This window comes from Cryobacterium sp. N19 (genome assembly GCF_002929595.1).
GTDB classification, from domain to species: Bacteria; Actinomycetota; Actinomycetes; order Actinomycetales; family Microbacteriaceae; genus Cryobacterium; species Cryobacterium flavum.
The window spans coordinates 167,377-184,528 of the sequence record NZ_PJJR01000047.1; the positions used below are offsets into that span (position 1 = coordinate 167,377).

Here is a 17,152-nt window from a genome sequence, read left to right on the forward strand (position 1 = left end):
CAGCCCGGGAATAGTATTTGCGTGAGGAGTTTTCATGAAACGAGTTTTCGCATCCGCTGCCCTGCTGGCATTGCTGTGCGTTGGACTCTGGGCTGGCCAGCCGGAGGCGGCGTTCGCCATGACTCCGCCGCGACCCGCTCACGTCGTGATCGTTGTGCTCGAGAACCACTCGTACAGCCAGGTCGCCAATGAGCCCTATCTCACGAGCCTGCGGGCCAAGTCGGCGGTGATGACGAATACGCACGGGGGTCACGCATCCATCGCAGCCGAATTATCTGGCACTCCCCAGTCTGTCGGACGGCGTACGCCCATGTTCGCGGCCGTTCGGGGTGTCTTCCCGGGGCATTGAGTGTCTTCTCCCGGCTCAATTCCCGTTGGCGGGCGAGGATAATAAGCGTTGATCCCGTCGGGGGACGAACGGAGCGCTGAACCATGAAGCATGTATCGAACTCCACGTGGGAGCGCCTGAAAGAAGAGTCGGCCGTTCATCTCTACGACGAGCTGCATCACGTTGCGCAGGACGCCAGCGCTGCCGTTGCCGATCCGGAGACTTCACCGATCACGGTGCAACGCCCCGTGGATTCCTGACCCCGAGATCGGTGCCCGGCCGGCCCCTGCGGTCCTTGATCTCCTGCTCGATTTCGGCACGATATTCCAAACGGATGCCCGACCCAAGCGCACCGCAGAAACGGCCAACCGTACAGCACGTCTCAGCCGCTACGCGGCGTTGACGCGACGACTTCAACTTTGAAACCGGCTTCATTTTCGAGATACGCGGCGTAGTGGTCGGGGCCTCCCGCGTAGGGGTACCGATCGCCGTACAGCGCATTCCATCCGTGGGCTGATGCCTGACCAACGATGCGGTCAATATCAGCTGTGCTCCCTCCATGAAGGGCAATGTGATTCAGTCCAGGAAGTCGCCGGTCATGCTCCCGGCCAGAGATGGCAGGCGGTCGCGTGACCACGATGTACACCTCGCCGCATCGCCAGGAGATGCCCATGCTCCATTCCTGGTCGACGGACCAACCAAGAGCTACCAGCAGCCAGCCCCACGAATGTCGGGCGCTGTCCAAGTCAACGACCCAAATCTCGATGTGATGCACGCCAGCTGCCATGCAACCATCGTTCCATGAACGCCAGGGCACCTCTCCCAGCAGCAACAGCGGGAGCGATATTTACCATGTGTGCGCTCATGTGGGCATCACGGCAAAGCACCACCTAACGGGGGGGGGTCCCGTGATCACGCGGTTCTTGCAGTGTTCCCGTGGTGCCCCTGGAGGGATTCGAACTCCAATAACCGTCCGCGCGGTGTCATCGATGGCGTCAAGAGCCGCGTGGATTCAACGTTTTTGAGTCACAATGAGGCATCCAGATTCACTCAAAGTTTTTTCAAGTGTGGGCAAATCGTGGGCACGCTTGCGAAGCGTCACGCGTTACCTTGCCAGCGTCGCAGCCGTTACGCGGCACCGGTGTATCCTCCAGCGAAGTACCCTCGACGGAAACGTTCAGCGGGATCAGTCGACGGCTCTAAACCGTTCGAGCCCCACACGTGTGTTGTCATCCACAACAACAAAGCTGGGTCCATCAGAAAGCCCCTCAGTTCATCACCCTCACGCGTCCCCACAGGGCGCTGCGGTCGATACTAATGGTTATGTCAACAAGCAATGTATTCGGTGCAGAATTCGCCGAAGAAAGTGTTCTGACACGGCTGCTGCTTAGCGTCAAGAAGGGTGCGCTGAGGCGCTCCGGCTCCATCTGAGCGTCGCAGTGTCGACATGTTGGTACCGCGCTCCGAAGCTGAGCGAATCGGCAAGTTGGCATCGAGGCCATGAATAAAATCTAAGTCGAGAAGACTGAAGCAAATGAGGCGACCGCTGACTCGAAATGATCGAACATGACATGTCGTCGCGGTGTCTCTATGTTCATGACTTCATAAGCGGAACCACGTTTCTCGATGTAACCCAGCACCTTCTCGGGCGACCTTTCGTGGCAGCGTCGATCACCCACACGCCATTCATGATCGGATAGGCTGCGGATCTCGAGATCTCCCGTTGCGCACGGTATATGACCCTGATGCGACATTGAATCTCCTCATGATGAGCGGTCCAAACCGGCGGTACCTCGACCAGCTCGGATGCCGCTTGCATCACCACCCAACATACCCCCGCCCATGACAGCATGCCGTTGCCGGCAAATGCACCGCCCAATTGTCGTTATCGGGGCAGTGCTGCGCAAAGACTTCCCGCAGACGGTGTTGCCGACGGTCCGCGCCTATTTTGGCCAAGATCTTGAAATGTTCGGGCTCACACTCGATGGAACTTTTGGCGTTGCGGACTTGCTGAACGCAGCATCTCGTAACCCTGCGGTTCGGTGCCTTGGCTTAAACGAAAGGATTCTTCTGCGCGGTCGCCACGAGCTTGCGTCCAATTCCGGCGAACGTACCGTTCTCACTGCACTCACCACAGCCGGGGACGGAAGCGTAGCCTGGCTCAGTGGTGTTGGAGCACAACGAATACACCCGAATCCCCGACGGCGTCGATCTTTATGCATACGTTTGATGAGCACACCTCAAGCTATCTCGGCCCAACAGGACACGGCTGAAATGAGCACCATGAACATGCACATCGGCCTCATCGGCCTCGGAAAAATGGGCGCCAGCATGCGCACCCGCCTCCGCGAAAACGGCGTGGAGGTCACCGGTTACGACCGCAACGCCGACGTCACCGACGTCGCGACCCTGCAAGACCTCGTCGATGCCCTCCCATCGCCCAAGGCCGTCTGGGTGATGGTTCCTTCCGGCGCCATCACGAAGGCCGTCATTACTGAGGTCGGCGAGCTCTTGGGCACCGGTGATTTGGTCATTGACGGCGGTAATTCCCGTTTCAGCGACGACTTCGTGCACGCGGCCCTCCTCGCTGAAAAGGGAATCGACTACATCGACGCCGGTGTCTCCGGCGGAGTCTGAGGCCAGGAGAACGGCTTTGCGCTTATGGTCGGTGGTAGCCAGGCATCCGTTGACCGGCTCATGCCGGTATTCGACGCCCTGCGTCCGGCCGGACCGCGCGAGGAAAGCTTCGTACACGCCGGCGAGGTCGGTGCCGGTCACTACGCCAAAATGGTGCATAAGGCATCGAATACGCCCTCATGCAGGCCTACGCCGAGGGATACGAGCTACTCGCCAAGCGCGAGGACATCGTCAAGAATGTTCCCGGAACGTTCAAGGCCTGGCAGCGCGGCGCTGTTGTTCGGTCCTGGCTGCTCGAGCTCCTCGTTCAGGCGCTCGAGGAGGATCCGGCCCTGACCAGTATCGAAGGATACGTCGATGATTCCGGCGAGGGCCGCTGGACCATTGAAGAAGCATTGGCGAATGCCGTGCCCGTTCCCGCCATCAGCGCGTCAATCTTCGCCCGGTTCGAATCTCGCCAGGAAGATTCCCCGGCGATGAAAGCCGTCGCCGCACTGCGCAACCAGTTCGGCGGTCACGCGGTCAAGTCCGCCGAGTAGCCGCCGAACACAGGCAGCGGCAGAACCGAGGCTGGTCCAAGGGGCTGGCCTCGGGGCGTTTGGGCAGAATGTGATCGTCCGAGGAGTGGTGCCGAGCGCGGCGCAGGACCCACGGCATCAGATAGGTGCGGGCCCACGCGACATCGCTCGTTCGTGCGCTCCGCCAGGACGGTATTGGCAACGGTTCGATCTGGGATGGCTGCAATGAGTTCTCGACGCGGAGAGTGCTCAGAACGCTGCGTGCAATCGTGAGGTGACCCAATGGGTTGAAGTGCAGCCGATCCGGAGCCCACATGCCCGCGTCCACGGGTGGTTCAGGCCTGCGTTGGTCATATGTCTCATGTCTATTACCACTAACTCTACTCTTACGTTAGAGTAGAGATGTACGATTATTCCCGTACGAAACGAGGTGGCATTCATGCTTATTGGTGAGTTTGCCGAACGGACTGGACTTTCCCAGCGCACCGTGCGGCACTACGACGAGATCCACATTTTGCAGGCGTCAGGGCGCAGCGATTCCGGCTATAGGCTCTATGCCCCGGCCGACCTCGACCGGGCACGCATCATCCGCAGCCTCCGAGCGTTGTCGCTCACCCATCCGGAAATCAAGAATGCTCTGGCGACACTGGATCTGGTCGACTCCGACCCAGACGGGAGAGTGTCAACAATCCGGCGTGATCTCGCCATCCTGATCAGCGATATCGAAGCGCGTGAACGTGCTCTTTGCGAACAGGTTCGCGTAGCCAGCGGGTTCGTCGACCTGCTGCGGAGTCTGTGACTCAACCACGCCCACTTCGTGATCACGCTCAGACAGGAACACCGTGACGCATCAAACCACCCCCACCGTCTCTAACCTCGACATCCTCGCCCAAGCCCACAAACGGCGCACCTTTGCCGTTATTTCTCACCCGGATGCCGGCAAGTCCACGCTGACCGAAGCACTCCTGATGCACGCGCACGCGATTGATCGGGCGGGTGCGGTACACGGTAAAGCAGGCCGGCGAGGCACCGTATCTGACTGGATGGCCATGGAGCAGGCCCGTGGCATTTCCGTGACATCCGCCGCTATCCAGTTTGAGTATCGCGACACCGTGATCAATCTCGTTGACACCCCCGGTCACGCCGATTTCTCGGAAGACACCTTCCGGGTCCTCTCCGCTGTTGATGCCGCTGTGATGCTCGTCGATGCCAGCAAGGGCCTCGAACCGCAAACCATGAAGTTGTTTGAGGTGTGCCGACAACACGGCCTGCCTGTGATCACGGTCATCAATAAATGGGATCGCCCGGGAAAGTCCGCGTTGGATCTCATGGACGAGATCCAGGATCGCACCGGACTTGTGCCCACACCGCTCACCTGGCCGGTCGGGCTCGCCGGCGAGTTTCATGGAGTTCTGGATCGACAATCCCCCGGATTTGTGCGTTTCACCCGAACTCCAGGAGGCGCGACCGCTGCCATTGAAGCTCGTACCACGGCGACGGCCGCTGCCGCGGAACTCGGCCAGGATTGGACTAATGCTGCCGAAGAATCAGCACTGCTCCATGCCGAAGGGCACGACCACGACGAGGCACTTTTTCTTCGCGCGACGACCACGCCGGTGCTTTTTTGCGCTGCCGTCCTCAATTTTGGTGTTCACCAGCTGCTGGACGCTCTCGTGGAATTCGCTCCGCCCGCTCTGGCCCGGGCAGATATCACCGGTCGACAACGGCCCGTCAACGGTGACTTCTCCGGCTTTGTCTTCAAGGTTCAGTCCGGCATGAACGCCTCGCACCGTGACCACGTCGCATTCGTGCGGGTGTGTTCGGGCATGTTCCACCGCGGGATGGTTGTGACGCAGGCATCGACCGGCCGTCCGTTTGCCACGAAGTATGCGCAACAGATGTTCGGACGGGAACGCACCATGGCGGAGCAGGCCTGGCCCGGCGACGTCGTCGGGTTGATCAACGCAGCCTCTCTTCGGGTGGGCGATTCACTTTATGATTCCGAACCCGTCGAATACCCGCCGCTGCCGGTGTTCGCCCCCGAGTATTTTCGTGCCGTACGCCCCGCCGACACCAGCAAGCACAAGCAATTCCGTCGCGGAATCGATCAGCTCGACCATGAGGGGGTCATTCAAGTCATGCGGTCTGACCTGCGGGGCGACCAGGCACCGGTACTCGGGGCGGTGGGTCCGATGCAGTTCGACGTCGTTGAGGAACGCATGACGCATGATTTTGGTGCTGATATCCGCATGGAGGCGTTGCCCTACCAAGTCGCGCGCCGCACCGATCGAGCAAGCGCGGGCAGACTGGGGTCGCTGCGCCAGGTGGAAGTGCTCACTCGATCCGACAACACACTCTTGGCCTTGTTCAGCACCCTCTGGCGGTTTCAGGCTGTCGCTCGGGAGTTCCCGGATATCGTGCTGGAGAACCTCAGCCCGTCCGTCGAGATGGAGTCTGGCGAGGGCGCGGCCCGACGATAACGCCGCTGAAGGTGAGTCACCGGCGAGAACAGCAGCGGCTCGGCACACGTGATGTGCCGGGCCGATCGCGTTCGTAGCTCCCGCTAAGCGCTAGGCGTCAACGACGACCGCCGTGATCACCGGGTTGCGCCGATACTTGCGTTGCATCCATCGGGTCACGCTCTCGGAGAAGATGCGCTCGAGGGCTGCTCCGTCGAGAGCGTTGCTCCGGGTTGCTGCGACCATGGCCTCGTCGATGACCTGCGCGGCATTGGCTGCCCAGTCGGCATCGTGATTGAAGCCGCGGGAGATGAATTCCACAGGTTCGGCCAGGCGTCCCGTCTCGGTGTTGAGAATTCCCAGAACGGTAATGGCACCGTCTTCCGCGAGGAGTCGACGGTCTTCCATCGCTTCTGCTGCGTCTCCTCCGACGGTCACCCCGTCGACCAGGACGTAGTCGGCTGGCACTCGGCCCACGACGGTGGCGCGTCCATCGACCAGGTCGACCACGATGCCATCTTCGACGACGAGAACGCGGTCTTTACTGATTCCGGTGCGCACGGCCAGGTCCGCATTGGCGGTGAGGTGGCGCCATTCACCGTGCACGGGCATCACGTTGGTGGGGCGCATCACGTTGTAGCAGTAGACGAGTTCGCCCGCGCTGGCGTGCCCGGACACGTGTACTTTGGCGTTGGCTTTGTGCACGACGTTGGCGCCCCAGCGGGTCAGTCGGTTGATGACCCGGTAGATGGAGTTTTCATTTCCGGGAATGACCGAACTGGCCAAGAGAACGGTGTCGCCCTTTCCGATGCGGATGGTGTGTTCACGGTTCGCCATACGGGCAAGTGCCGCCATCGGCTCTCCCTGTGAACCGGTGCAGATAAGAACGACCTTGTCGTCTTTCATCCGCTCCAGGGCCTTGACATCGACGAGCAGTCCCTTCGGGACGTGCAGATACCCCAATTCAGCGGCCATACCCATGTTGCGCAACATGGATCGGCCGACGAAGGCCACCTTGCGGTTGTGGCGCACAGCCGCATCGATCACCTGTTGGATGCGATGGACGTGGCTGGCGAAGCTGGAGACAATGATCCGTCGTGGCGCGGTGCGAAACACGGTGTCGATGGCGGGGCCGATGCCGGCTTCGGGTGTGGTGAATCCGGGCACAACGGCGTTGGTCGAGTCGATCAGCAGCAGGTCGATGCCTTCATCGCCAAGCCGGGCGAAACCGGGCAGGTCGGTGAGCCGGTTGTCGAGGGGGAACTGATCCATTTTGAAGTCGCCGGTGTGCACGACCAGCCCGGCTTCTGTGCGGATGCCGATGGCAAGGCCATCGGGGATGGAATGGTTCACGGCCAAGAATTCGAGGTCGAAGGGACCAACAGAGCGACGTTCGCCTTCCTTGACTTCAACAACCGGGGGATGCAGGCGGTGTTCCTGAAATTTTGCTCCGACGAAGGCGAGGGTCAGCTTGGAGGCGATGACGGGAATATCGCCGCGTTCCTTGAGCAGGTAGGGCACGGCGCCGATGTGGTCCTCGTGGCCGTGGGTGAGGACGATGGCTTCGATGTCGTCGAGCCGGTCACGCAAGATCGAGAAATCGGGCAGGATCACGTTGATGCCGGGCTGAATGTCTTTCGGGAACAGCAGCCCGCAGTCGATGACGAGCAGTTTGCCTTTGTGCTCAAACACGGTCATATTACGGCCGATTTCGCCGAGACCGCCGAGCGGGATGATGCGCAGGCCGCGCGCAGGAAGTGCGGGCGGTGCGGTAAGGGACAGTGGATGGGTGCTCATGGAGCTCTTTTCTTGGGGCGCGGGCGTCAGCCCAGGCAATGGTCAGATTCGTACGGGTCGGGCAGGAAATCGGCCACGTCACTGGCAATGAAATCCGAGGCCGGCATGGTGAGCCGGTCGAGGAATTCAAAGGCGAGTTGTCGGATTGCCGGAGCGGCGATATCGGTTTCGGCGCTGATGTCGGTGGAGAACCACCGTGTCAACGCTCGTTTGGGGTCGTTGCTGGCGACAGCATCGATGAAGTCGCCGAAGAATGTTGACTCGTCGCGATCGGGACCGGTCTGGGAGGTGTTGAATTCCGCGTGGGCGCGCGTGACCGCGACGTAGTACCGCGCGACGGTGTAAATGAAGAGGAATGCGTGTCCCTGCGATGATCCTTCGCGGGACTTGTCGTCCATTGCTGTGAGTTCAAATTCCCACTCCTCATGTTCCGCGTGGCGGGCCAGCAGGAGGGTGATCTTGGTCAGCATGAAATCCTGAATTAGGTGCTGGTCGGTACGAGCGAGGGGATGAATGAACATGGAGTGCTCCTCTCGGGAACCTAGAACGGGGAAAGTTGGGACCGCGATCGGGTGACGGACCGCTAAGCAGTTTTCTGTCAACCACTTACAGCAACTCTACCGTAACGTAAGGGAAGAGTAGGAATTGACGGCGCTCTCCTATCCACCATCGATCACCTTCCTCTCACGTGAGAGTAGAGTGTAGGTGGGCTTGCGTGTCGCTCACCATTCGAAAGCTGTTCGAAAGCTGTTCGAACCTTCCAGATGCGCTCTTTTCCCACGTCGCAGCTAACGCACTGCTGGCGCGCCGTCTGCCCCATTCTTGTGAAAGCTTCCGTGTCTTCTACACCGCACTCCCCCCACTCCCCCGCGCCGTACGACCGCGAGGCAGCGCCACGCCCACGCCCACGAATCTCGTGGTCTTGGCTGTCCCTCATCGGTGCCGCCGGGCTGATCTCGGTCATGACGGCCCCCGGCCAGACTGCCGGTCTCTCCGTCTTCACAGATCCCCTGATTGCCGACCTGGGACTGTCGCGAACGGATGTCTCGCTCAGTTATCTCATTGGCACGCTCGTTGGCGCGACCGTGCAGCCGTTCATTGGGCGGGCGTTGGATCGATGGGGAGCACGGTCCGTCACGGTCGTGATTGGCGTGGGCTTCGCCGTCATCCTTCTGGCCTTCAGCTTCGTTGGCGAGATCATCGGACTCACCGCCGGCTTCACCGGTGTTCGGATGGCCGGCCAGGGCGCGCTTACCCTGGCCGCGACCACCGCGGTTGCCCGGGCCATCCACCATCGGCGCGGGCTGGCCCTCGGCATTGCGAGTGCCATCGGCTCGGCCGGCATCTCACTCGCACCGATCTTTGTGGAGCGGCTGATCGCATCCGTGGGTATTTATGATGCGTGGCGGTGGGAAGCGGTGCTTGTGGCCGTGGTGGTCATTCCGCTGGCGTTGATCTTTCCCAAGCGCGCCCCCGCCGTCGATCCGGAATCGACCCCCTCCACGGCTCAACTCACCATTCAGAAAGAATCGTGGACACTGCCGGAGGCCATCCGATCGGGCATGTTCTGGGTCATCGCCGCGAGCCTGGCAACCTCGGGCATGCTGACAACGGCGCTGGCGTTTCACCAAATTGCCATTTTAGGCGCCCAAGGCCTGACTCCGTTAGAAGCGGCGGCGAACTTCCTGCCGCAGACCGTGACCGGGATCCTGGCCACCCTGCTCACGGGAAGCCTCGTCGACCGGGTTAGTCCCAAGGTTTTCATCGTTTTTTCCATGGTGACGCTGGCCGCGTCTCTCGTTCTGCTGCCGTGGGTGAGCAGCGGAGTGGCGGCCATCGTCTATGGCCTCGTTCTGGGTGCGGCCGGAGGGAGCCTGCGCGGTATGGAAGCCGCCTCATACGTGCGCTATTACGGCTTGGCACACATTGGCAATATCCGAGGAGTAGCTACGGCAATCGGCCTCGCGTCGACGGCTTTCGGTCCGGTCGCGCTCTCGCTCGGGTTCGACCTGACCGGCAGCTTCACCACACCGGCACTGGCACTGGCGCTTATTCCCGTCATCGTCGTCGGTATCACTCTCTTCGTGCGACCACCGCAGCGTGCCTAGGTCGCTCGCTCGGCCCTACTGAGTGCGCAGAACCTCAAGAAACTCGTCGGCCATTCCCAGCTGGTCTTGGAGTTTTTGCCGACGCTCAACCGCTTGTGCAATGAAGGTGTCGAGCTCCGCGCGGACACCCGGATTGTCCGAACCAGCCACGCCGCCCTGCAGCGTGTCGATGATCTTCAACAGCGCCATCATCTCTTCGAGAGAGAACCCCAGCGGCTTCATGCGGCGAATCAAGATCAGCCGAGAATGATCTTCCTGCGTATAGAGGCGAAAACCGCCCTCGGTACGACCAGAGGCCTTAAGTAGCCCGATTTCGTCATAGTGACGAATGGTGCGCAAGGAGAGACCGGTCTTCTCGGCGAGCTCTCCAATGTGCATGGTGCCCGTGGTGGCCGTGGCGGCTTGGGAAGTCATAGTTGATACCTTTTCTCGAACGGATTAGCAATCAACCCTAACGTTAGAGTAGTGTTGCAGAAGTTGGCTGACATTGTCATGTGAGCCCACTCTCCCACCATTGTCCCTGATGACTGGTGGAGGTGCGCGACGGGGCGCCCACACTCACTTCTTCTACTCATCCGACACCACTCGTGTGTCCCGCTCCAGGAAGGCCCCATGGCCATCATTGAAAAAACCACGGAAAAGAATCGGTACAAAGCCGATCCCACCGTGATGAAAGCTCTGCGCACACCGCGCATCCTCACCCGGGAGGTGCTCGCCGGCCTCGTCGTGGCCATGGCCCTCATCCCCGAAGCAATTGCCTTCTCCATCATCGCCGGTGTGGACCCCCGCGTCGGACTGTTCTCGACCTTCATCATGGCCGTGTCGATCGCATTTCTCGGTGGCCGCCCCGCCATGATCACCGGTGCGACCGCAGCCATTGCGCTCGTAATCGCCCCGGTCGCGCGGGATTACGGCATCGACTACTTCATCGCTACCGTGATCCTGGCGGGTATTTTCCAGATTGTCTTCGCCTTCATCGGCGTCGCCAAAATCATGCGGTTCATCCCCCGCAGTGTCATGGTCGGCTTCGTCAACGCCCTCGGCATCCTGATCTTCACCTCACAGCTACCGCAGCTGCTGGGCGTCCCGTTCATGGTCTACCCGCTCGTCGCGGTCGGCATCATCATCATGGTCGTCATGCCCCGCTTCACCAAGGTGGTCCCCGCACCGCTCGTCGCGATCGTCGTTCTCACGATCCTCACCGTCGTGGTGTCGATCAACGTCCCCACCATCGGCGATCAGGGCAAATTGCCCACCACGCTGCCGCAGCTGTTCTTTCCCAACGTGCCGCTCAACATGGAAACGTTGACGATCATCGCTCCTTACGCCTTCGGCATGGCGATGGTCGGAATCCTCGAATCCCTGATGGCGGCCAAGATCGTCGACGAGAGCACGGATACCCACTCTAATAAGACCCGCGAGTCCTGGGCTCAGGGCGTTTCCAACATGCTTTCCGGCTTCTTCGGCGGCATGGGCGGCTGCGCAATGGTCGGCCAGACCATGATCAACGTCAAGGCCTCCGGGGCCCGCACCCGCATCTCCACCTTCCTCGCCGGCCTCTTTTTGCTCGTGCTCGTGCTCGGCCTCGGCGATGTACTGTCCGTCGTGCCCATGGCTGCTCTGGTCGCGGTGATGATCATCGTGTCCGTGCTGACCTTCGACTGGCACAGCATCCGCCTGAGCACCCTGAAACGAATGCCCAAGAGCGAGACCACGGTCATGGTCGCCACGGTCATCGCCGTCGTCGCCACCCACAACCTCGCCGTCGGCGTCGTGATCGGTGTCGTCATCGCCATGGTCGCCTTCGCCCGCCGCGTCGCCCACCTCGCACAGGTCGAACGCAGCCTGACCGTGGATGACCAGGGCCCGGTCGCCTACTACACCGTCACCGGCGCACTATTCTTCGCCTCGAGCAACGACCTCAAGACACAGTTCAGCTACCTCGACGACCCCGACCGCATCATCATCGACATGACGAACTCGCACATCTGGGATGCCTCCACCGTCGCCACCCTCGACGACATCAAATACAAATACGAACGCCACGAGAAGACCGTGACGATTGAGGGACTCAACGAAGCGAGCAGCCTGCTACACGCCCGCCTCGCCGGCAACATGGGCTCGGGCCACTGACCCGGCACATCACTGCCTCATCAGGTCGAGCCCCCGTCGCATGACGGGGGCTCGGCCGATTTGTGCTGCCCGGATCGATAAACCCTTACGTTAAGGTAACCTTGCCAAGGTCAACGTGGCACTGTCGCCGACTCCCATTCATTCGGCTTCTCCGTGAGGTCCCTTCCCCTGTCTGGAGGCCTCATGGCCATCGTTTCCAAGCCCATCACCGCGAACCGCTACCGTGCGGAGCCGTCGGTTCTGACCGCGCTGCGCACGCCTCGACTGCTCACCCGTGAGGTGCTCGCCGGTCTTGTCGTGGCCATGGCGCTCATTCCCGAGGCGATCGCGTTCTCGATCATCGCCGGTGTCGACCCGCGCGTGGGCCTGTTCTCATCCTTTGTCATGGCCGTCACGATCGCCTTCGTCGGTGGCCGCCCGGCCATGATCACCGCCGCCACCGGCGCGATCGCGCTTGTCATCGCCCCGGTCGCGCGGGAATATGGCATGGAGTATTTCATCGCCACGGTCATCCTCGCCGGGGTGCTCCAAATCGTGCTGAGTCTGGTGGGGGTGGCCAAACTCATGCGGTTCATTCCGCGCAGCGTCATGGTCGGCTTCGTCAACGCCCTCGCCATCCTCATCTTCGGCGCCCAACTCCCCCAGCTGCTCGGCGTGCCGTTCATGGTCTACCCGCTCGTCGCCGCAGGCCTCATCATCATGATCGTCATGCCACGCATCACCAAGGTGATCCCGGCCCCGCTCGTGACCATCGTTGTGCTCACCGTCGCGACCGTCGTGACCGCCATCAACGTGCCCACCATCGGCGACCAGGGCGAACTGCCCCAGAGCCTGCCCGAGCTGTTCATTCCTAACATTCCCCTCACCTGGGACACCTTCACGATCATCGCGCCCTACGCACTCGGCATGGCCCTGGTCGGAATTCTCGAGTCTCTGATGACCGCGAAGTTCGTCGACGAGATCACCGACACCCACTCCAACAAGACCCGGGAAACCTGGGGCCAGGGCGTCGCCAACGTCATGAGCGGCATCTTCGGCGGCATGGGCGGCTGCGCCATGATCGGCCAGACCATGATCAACGTGAAGGCCTCCGGCGCTCGCACCCGCATCTCCACGTTCCTTGCCGGAGTCTTTCTACTCGTGCTCGTGCTCGGCCTCGGCGACGTGCTCGCCGTTGTACCCATGGCCGCCCTGGTCGCCGTGATGATCATCGTGTCGTACCTCACGTTCGACTGGCACAGCATCCGTCTGTCAACGCTCAAACGGATGCCCAAGAGCGAGACGACCGTCATGGTCGCCACGGTCGTCGTCATCGTTCTCACCCACAACCTCGCCATCGGCGTCGTCGTCGGCGTGATCGTCGCGATGGTCGCGTTTGCGCGCCGCGTCGCCCACCTCGCCCGGGTGGAACGCACCGTCGAGCTCAACCAGCCCGTTCCGACCGCCTATTACACCGTGACCGGGGCGCTGTTCTTTGCCTCGAGCAATGACCTGCTGACCCAGTTCGAGTACGCGGACGATCCCGACCGCATCGTCATCGACCTGTCCGCATCCCACATCTGGGACGCCTCCACCGTTGCCACTCTCGACGCGATCACCTACAAATATGAGCGGCACGACAAGTACGTCGTCATCGAGGGACTCAACGAGGCCAGCCATGAGCTGCACAGCCGCCTAGCCGGAAACCTCGGCGCCGGCCACTGACGAGTTCGCCGTTATGCAGTGCAGCACCAAGACGTCAGAAAATCGTCCCACTCGGCGTTTCGTCTCGTCCATCTCACCGTGCGACATTCCACGAGCGGCCACAAAAAGTGACGAATGAAAACTGAACGAGAAGGCCCCGAAGCAATATCCTCGCGGGGCGGTAGAGCTGAACCTCGCATGCGGGCGAGTGTCTGGGAGGTTTCTCGGGTATTTCTGAAATTGAGGCTGACGTCCGTCGGCGCCCGGTCGCATACCGTCGCGCCCGAACCCCGTCAGCCAACAAACGCCCCCTCGACCCTTCGCCGCTGGGACGTTGCGCAATCGTCAACGATGCTGTCCAGATGTCCCGCCCGGCGAATAGGTCTGCACGAGTCACGCCTCATTTACGACACAGTGATGACTGATGCATATGCCATGGGATATGAGGCACACCGGTTACGAGACATCTCCGTTTCGGACCTCAGATCACTCTGCTAGCCGGAAAGATACTCGATCACGGCCATGATTGCGGCGTTTCTCATTTGCCGAGACCGCACCCTACCGACGTAAAATAGAACTTGGAAGTCGCTCTCAGAGGCGGCAAGAACCTCACCAATAGTGGACAAGTTCAGCTCATGCAGCTTTGACTTCTGGAAATCAGTGAGGTCCAGGTCATCTACGCCAGCAGCAAGCCGGGCGTCAAGCGCCACGTTGCTATCCGATTGCAGGTACTCCATCCCCAGCTGTTCTATTGCCTTGTAGGACGGATGATTCGCGCCGAACTCCTGCATGCGCTTGATGCTAAGTGTCGATCTGACGGCAGAACCATACTGAATTGGCTCCGCGTCCTGAGCCAAGTTGCAGCCAATATTGACGATGTACCTCGTGCCGACTTCGCTACGAGTCGCACGGATTCCCGAGACGCCCTCAAGGAGGATTCCGCTGTAACAAAGGAGACGAAGAGCCTCCCGCACGGTCTGCGGAGCATCTCGGTGAATCCAGATAGCCGATGAAGTCTCGGATGATCCCTGATTTCGTGCGTAAAGGACGGGCAGGACTTCGCGTTCGATGAAATTCCGGCCCCAATCGATGAGGTCTCTATGCCCTGGATACCGCTCGGCCAGATTGGAGTGTTCGGTCCAGATCTCCTCGCGATAGTAGGTCCTAATAGATTCCTGCACGCGGGCTCGATTGATCGGTGTGCTGGCCGCAAAAGTCTTGAGAAGGATTCGCGGGTTGCCAGTAGCCGCGAACGAAAGAACGTCGAAGGCCTCCCCATATTGCTCGATTGAGCGAACGAGAGTCGGGTCCTGTTTCATGACTATCTCCCGCATGGATGCGGCATAAGACGAGTCGGTCAGAGAGCGTTCGACCTCCAAAACTGTCGCGTCGTGAGTGGGTTGAAACGACGCACCAAGGAAGTAGCTCCGGGGTATACCGCCGCCTTTACAGCCAATCTGGGACTTCGAAGGTCACGCATCAGCGTGAAAAACTGTCGTTGTTGTTCAGGGATGAACACGTGCGCAGCTTCGTCCACCAAGAGCGCAATGCGCTTTAGCCCTAATTCCTGGCATAGGTCGTCGATAGCGTCCCTCAGCACGTCAGGGTCGGGGATTAGGCGTCCGGACGGAACTGGCTCTCCGTTCTTCCAGAACTCTTCATATTCCGTCTGGACGACCTCGTCAACGGTCCTGCCGACCGGGGAGATTGAGGCCGGGGTCATCAGAGCTGCAAGCGCGCTGTCGCCAGGTAGCGATAAACCGTACGTGACCAGCGCCCGCTTAACGCCTGTCGAGATTTTGGAGATCATCCAAGGGATGAAGCCGTCGTCTGTCTGCCGAATCAGCCCTGCACGAGCAAAGGTAACGTACACAGGAAGTATTTTGTCCGCGTCAAAATCCCTCTTGAGCTCTGCCTCAGCCACTCGCAAAAGGAAGGATTTTCCAACTCCACGACTGCCTCGCAGTAGTACAGGTGATCTTGACTTCAGGCGATCGACGATGGCTCGATCACTAGACGTTTCTACAAAATATTCGAGTACTTCGTCGAGTTGGAGGTCCTCGGTCCGATAGAAGAGGTCCACACTGCTATTAGTCATTAGCTAGTCCTAGAGATACGCGGATGGAGCTGAGATGTCCGAAACGACTGATGAGCACTTCACTGAGAGCGGGATCAGTGGGGGCGCCCAGGTCCGCACCGTAGCGGACATAGAGAAGGAACAGAACGGCCGTTCCACATCGTTCCGCGTGCACGCACCAGTCACCGACTGCCTCGCTGCTGTATCCCAGTGCCCCGGGCAGCGAGTCTGACACTCTTGCTTTGCCGTGGATGAATTGGGAGCAGTATCTGTAAGTGCGTGCAGCATCTGCTGCATATTTGGATGCGTCACCTTGGCACTGTGGGGCGAATTCGTCAACAAACTGCTTCGACAGCAGACCCGTAACTTCGTCTAACGCCCTAGACCAAGAGAAGTCACTCTTGTCAGATTTCCATCGTCGCCGCTCAAATTCGTGCACGGAGAAATGAACCGCGGCGAAGCTCAGTTCGAGGAAAAGTCGAAGGCTGGCAAAGGCTTGCCGGTATAGCCCCGATGCTGCGCAAAATTCAGCGAGAGCCAGCTCGCGCCGCGCGGCACGCAGCTGGTCGACTTCAGGCCCACTAATCCGAGCCACCCACTGCTTCAGGTCATCATCGACTTGATGCACTTTGCCCAATGCTCCCCGATGATCAATGACCGCCAATTCCGAGCACTGAGACGCTGCCGTCTGTAAGTCTTGAAGATACTGACGCATGTCAACTGGCACAGGCGAGTCCAGGGCCTCTTTCATTGAAATCCCCCTAAGGATGCGTTGTTTGCGACCGTTCAAAGATTAGCAAGGCCGGTCCGCTCTTCGGTCGCCCTGAGCGCCGCTGGACGACCGCGCCACGTCTCGAAACTCTATGGTTATGAGGCGTCTCGCCAGCGATCCCCGAGATTGACGGAGATGGATGGCTTCATAGGGTTGGGGAGTCTCGCAACTATGTATCGAAACCAAGGGCTATGTTTTTGGAACCAATCGACGGTTGTGGGACACCTGCATAACAGTGGAGAAGTTGATTGGCTGTGCGGCGACACCGTCGCCGTTCTGGACCATAAAGGTTTCCGACCACCGGGGTCTTGATGAGGTTGAACGTGACACCCGAAGAGCTTCGTGATTCTGCAACATCTGCCTTGCTCAGGCAATTCTTCGTCAGAGCTTCCCCCATCCTGACAGCACTTCGATGGCAGATAATTGGTCCATGCTCTCAGACCTCGCACTCCGCACAGGTGACGCGCCTGAATCAACGTCGCCTCCTATCCAGCTAGTCAGTAAGTAGGCGCGATGGCGACAGAGCAGCTAGTCCAGATTGAACCGGACTACCGGAACCAGTTCGTGCCGCGCCCGTTCAGCCTCACCCCGGATGAGCTAGGTGAGCTCCACGTCACCGTGGCGACGGACCCCACTCAGG

General features: G+C 60.2%; 14 protein-coding genes and 1 pseudogene. 8 read left to right on the top strand and 7 right to left on the bottom strand.

The window, feature by feature from the left end; translation table 11 throughout:
• The first annotated feature begins 34 nt into the window (after positions 1 to 34).
• Positions 35 to 349, top strand: a complete 315-nt coding sequence (locus CXY78_RS06195; RefSeq protein ID WP_104088598.1) for a hypothetical protein — start codon at positions 35 to 37, stop codon at positions 347 to 349.
• A gap of 83 nt (positions 350 to 432) precedes the next feature.
• Entirely contained in the window at positions 433 to 588 is a 156-nt protein-coding gene (locus CXY78_RS20975) for a hypothetical protein (protein WP_158252850.1), read from the top strand.
• Between the two features lie 122 nt (positions 589 to 710).
• Here the strand turns inward: CXY78_RS20975 and CXY78_RS06200 are convergent, their stop codons facing one another.
• The gene (locus tag CXY78_RS06200) at positions 711 to 1,115 is read right to left on the bottom strand and encodes a VOC family protein (RefSeq protein ID WP_092341560.1); all 405 of its coding nucleotides are present in this window, start codon (positions 1,113 to 1,115) and stop codon (positions 711 to 713) included.
• Between the two features lie 1,502 nt (positions 1,116 to 2,617).
• On the opposite strand from CXY78_RS06200, the pseudogene gnd reads away from it, so the two are divergent.
• From gnd to CXY78_RS06215, 3 genes and pseudogenes are all read left to right on the top strand, one after another.
• A pseudogene (gene gnd, locus CXY78_RS06205) lies at positions 2,618 to 3,504 on the top strand (phosphogluconate dehydrogenase (NAD(+)-dependent, decarboxylating)).
• A gap of 418 nt (positions 3,505 to 3,922) precedes the next feature.
• Complete coding sequence (locus tag CXY78_RS06210; protein ID WP_092341559.1) at positions 3,923 to 4,282, top strand: MerR family transcriptional regulator; 360 nt, start codon at positions 3,923 to 3,925, stop codon at positions 4,280 to 4,282.
• 43 nt (positions 4,283 to 4,325) lie between these two features.
• The gene (locus CXY78_RS06215) at positions 4,326 to 5,963 is read left to right on the top strand and encodes a peptide chain release factor 3 (protein ID WP_104088601.1); all 1,638 of its coding nucleotides are present in this window, start codon (positions 4,326 to 4,328) and stop codon (positions 5,961 to 5,963) included.
• 90 nt (positions 5,964 to 6,053) lie between these two features.
• Here the strand turns inward: CXY78_RS06215 and CXY78_RS06220 are convergent, their stop codons facing one another.
• Together CXY78_RS06220 and CXY78_RS06225 are read right to left on the bottom strand one after the other, a co-directional pair.
• Entirely contained in the window at positions 6,054 to 7,739 is a 1,686-nt protein-coding gene (locus CXY78_RS06220) for a ribonuclease J (RefSeq protein ID WP_104088603.1), read from the bottom strand.
• A gap of 26 nt (positions 7,740 to 7,765) precedes the next feature.
• The gene (locus CXY78_RS06225; protein ID WP_134505321.1) at positions 7,766 to 8,209 is read right to left on the bottom strand and encodes a hypothetical protein; all 444 of its coding nucleotides are present in this window, start codon (positions 8,207 to 8,209) and stop codon (positions 7,766 to 7,768) included.
• Between the two features lie 366 nt (positions 8,210 to 8,575).
• Between CXY78_RS06225 and CXY78_RS06230 the strand changes: the two genes are divergently transcribed.
• Entirely contained in the window at positions 8,576 to 9,847 is a 1,272-nt protein-coding gene (locus CXY78_RS06230; RefSeq protein WP_233206107.1) for an MFS transporter, read from the top strand.
• A 15-nt stretch (positions 9,848 to 9,862) separates the two neighbouring features.
• Here CXY78_RS06230 and CXY78_RS06235 read toward each other — a convergent pair whose 3' ends face one another.
• Entirely contained in the window at positions 9,863 to 10,261 is a 399-nt protein-coding gene (locus CXY78_RS06235) for a MerR family DNA-binding transcriptional regulator (protein ID WP_104088607.1), read from the bottom strand.
• Between the two features lie 198 nt (positions 10,262 to 10,459).
• Here CXY78_RS06235 and CXY78_RS06240 point away from each other — a divergent pair, with 198 nt between their 5' ends.
• Positions 10,460 to 11,980 carry a SulP family inorganic anion transporter gene (locus CXY78_RS06240; RefSeq protein WP_104088609.1) on the top strand — a complete coding sequence of 507 codons (1,521 nt, stop codon included), beginning with the start codon at positions 10,460 to 10,462 and terminating at the stop codon, positions 11,978 to 11,980.
• Between the two features lie 183 nt (positions 11,981 to 12,163).
• On the top strand, positions 12,164 to 13,684 hold the full coding sequence (locus CXY78_RS06245) for a SulP family inorganic anion transporter (RefSeq protein ID WP_104088610.1): 1,521 nt from the start codon (positions 12,164 to 12,166) through the stop codon (positions 13,682 to 13,684).
• Positions 13,685 to 14,157: 473 nt separating this feature from the next.
• Here the strand turns inward: CXY78_RS06245 and CXY78_RS06250 are convergent, their stop codons facing one another.
• Genes CXY78_RS06250 through CXY78_RS06260 form a run of 3 tightly spaced genes read right to left on the bottom strand, consistent with a single transcriptional unit; the run spans position 14,158 to position 16,491 of the window.
• Positions 14,158 to 14,982, bottom strand: a complete 825-nt coding sequence (locus tag CXY78_RS06250; RefSeq protein WP_140425669.1) for a hypothetical protein — start codon at positions 14,980 to 14,982, stop codon at positions 14,158 to 14,160.
• 38 nt (positions 14,983 to 15,020) lie between these two features.
• The gene (locus CXY78_RS06255) at positions 15,021 to 15,761 is read right to left on the bottom strand and encodes a hypothetical protein (protein WP_140425670.1); all 741 of its coding nucleotides are present in this window, start codon (positions 15,759 to 15,761) and stop codon (positions 15,021 to 15,023) included.
• The gene (locus CXY78_RS06260; protein ID WP_104088615.1) at positions 15,754 to 16,491 is read right to left on the bottom strand and encodes a hypothetical protein; all 738 of its coding nucleotides are present in this window, start codon (positions 16,489 to 16,491) and stop codon (positions 15,754 to 15,756) included. The genes CXY78_RS06255 and CXY78_RS06260 overlap by 8 nt, the downstream gene beginning before the upstream one ends.
• Positions 16,492 to 17,152 lie beyond the last annotated feature (661 nt).

What these genes read in the sequence shown, in the direction of transcription:
- CXY78_RS06260 (WP_104088615.1), bottom strand. Translation starts at nt 16,491, where the DNA reads ATGAAAGAGGCCCTGGACTCGCCTGTGCCAGTTGACATGCGTCAGTAT.
- CXY78_RS06235 (WP_104088607.1), bottom strand. Translation starts at nt 10,261, where the DNA reads ATGACTTCCCAAGCCGCCACGGCCACCACGGGCACCATGCACATTGGA.
- CXY78_RS06225 (WP_134505321.1), bottom strand. Translation starts at nt 8,209, where the DNA reads ATGCTGACCAAGATCACCCTCCTGCTGGCCCGCCACGCGGAACATGAG.
- CXY78_RS06240 (WP_104088609.1), top strand. Translation starts at nt 10,460, where the DNA reads ATGGCCATCATTGAAAAAACCACGGAAAAGAATCGGTACAAAGCCGAT.
- CXY78_RS06210 (WP_092341559.1), top strand. Translation starts at nt 3,923, where the DNA reads ATGCTTATTGGTGAGTTTGCCGAACGGACTGGACTTTCCCAGCGCACC.
- CXY78_RS06195 (WP_104088598.1), top strand. Translation starts at nt 35, where the DNA reads ATGAAACGAGTTTTCGCATCCGCTGCCCTGCTGGCATTGCTGTGCGTT.
- CXY78_RS06220 (WP_104088603.1), bottom strand. Translation starts at nt 7,739, where the DNA reads ATGAGCACCCATCCACTGTCCCTTACCGCACCGCCCGCACTTCCTGCG.
- CXY78_RS06250 (WP_140425669.1), bottom strand. Translation starts at nt 14,982, where the DNA reads ATGAAACAGGACCCGACTCTCGTTCGCTCAATCGAGCAATATGGGGAG.
- CXY78_RS06200 (WP_092341560.1), bottom strand. Translation starts at nt 1,115, where the DNA reads ATGGCAGCTGGCGTGCATCACATCGAGATTTGGGTCGTTGACTTGGAC.
- CXY78_RS06255 (WP_140425670.1), bottom strand. Translation starts at nt 15,761, where the DNA reads ATGACTAATAGCAGTGTGGACCTCTTCTATCGGACCGAGGACCTCCAA.
- CXY78_RS20975 (WP_158252850.1), top strand. Translation starts at nt 433, where the DNA reads ATGAAGCATGTATCGAACTCCACGTGGGAGCGCCTGAAAGAAGAGTCG.
- CXY78_RS06245 (WP_104088610.1), top strand. Translation starts at nt 12,164, where the DNA reads ATGGCCATCGTTTCCAAGCCCATCACCGCGAACCGCTACCGTGCGGAG.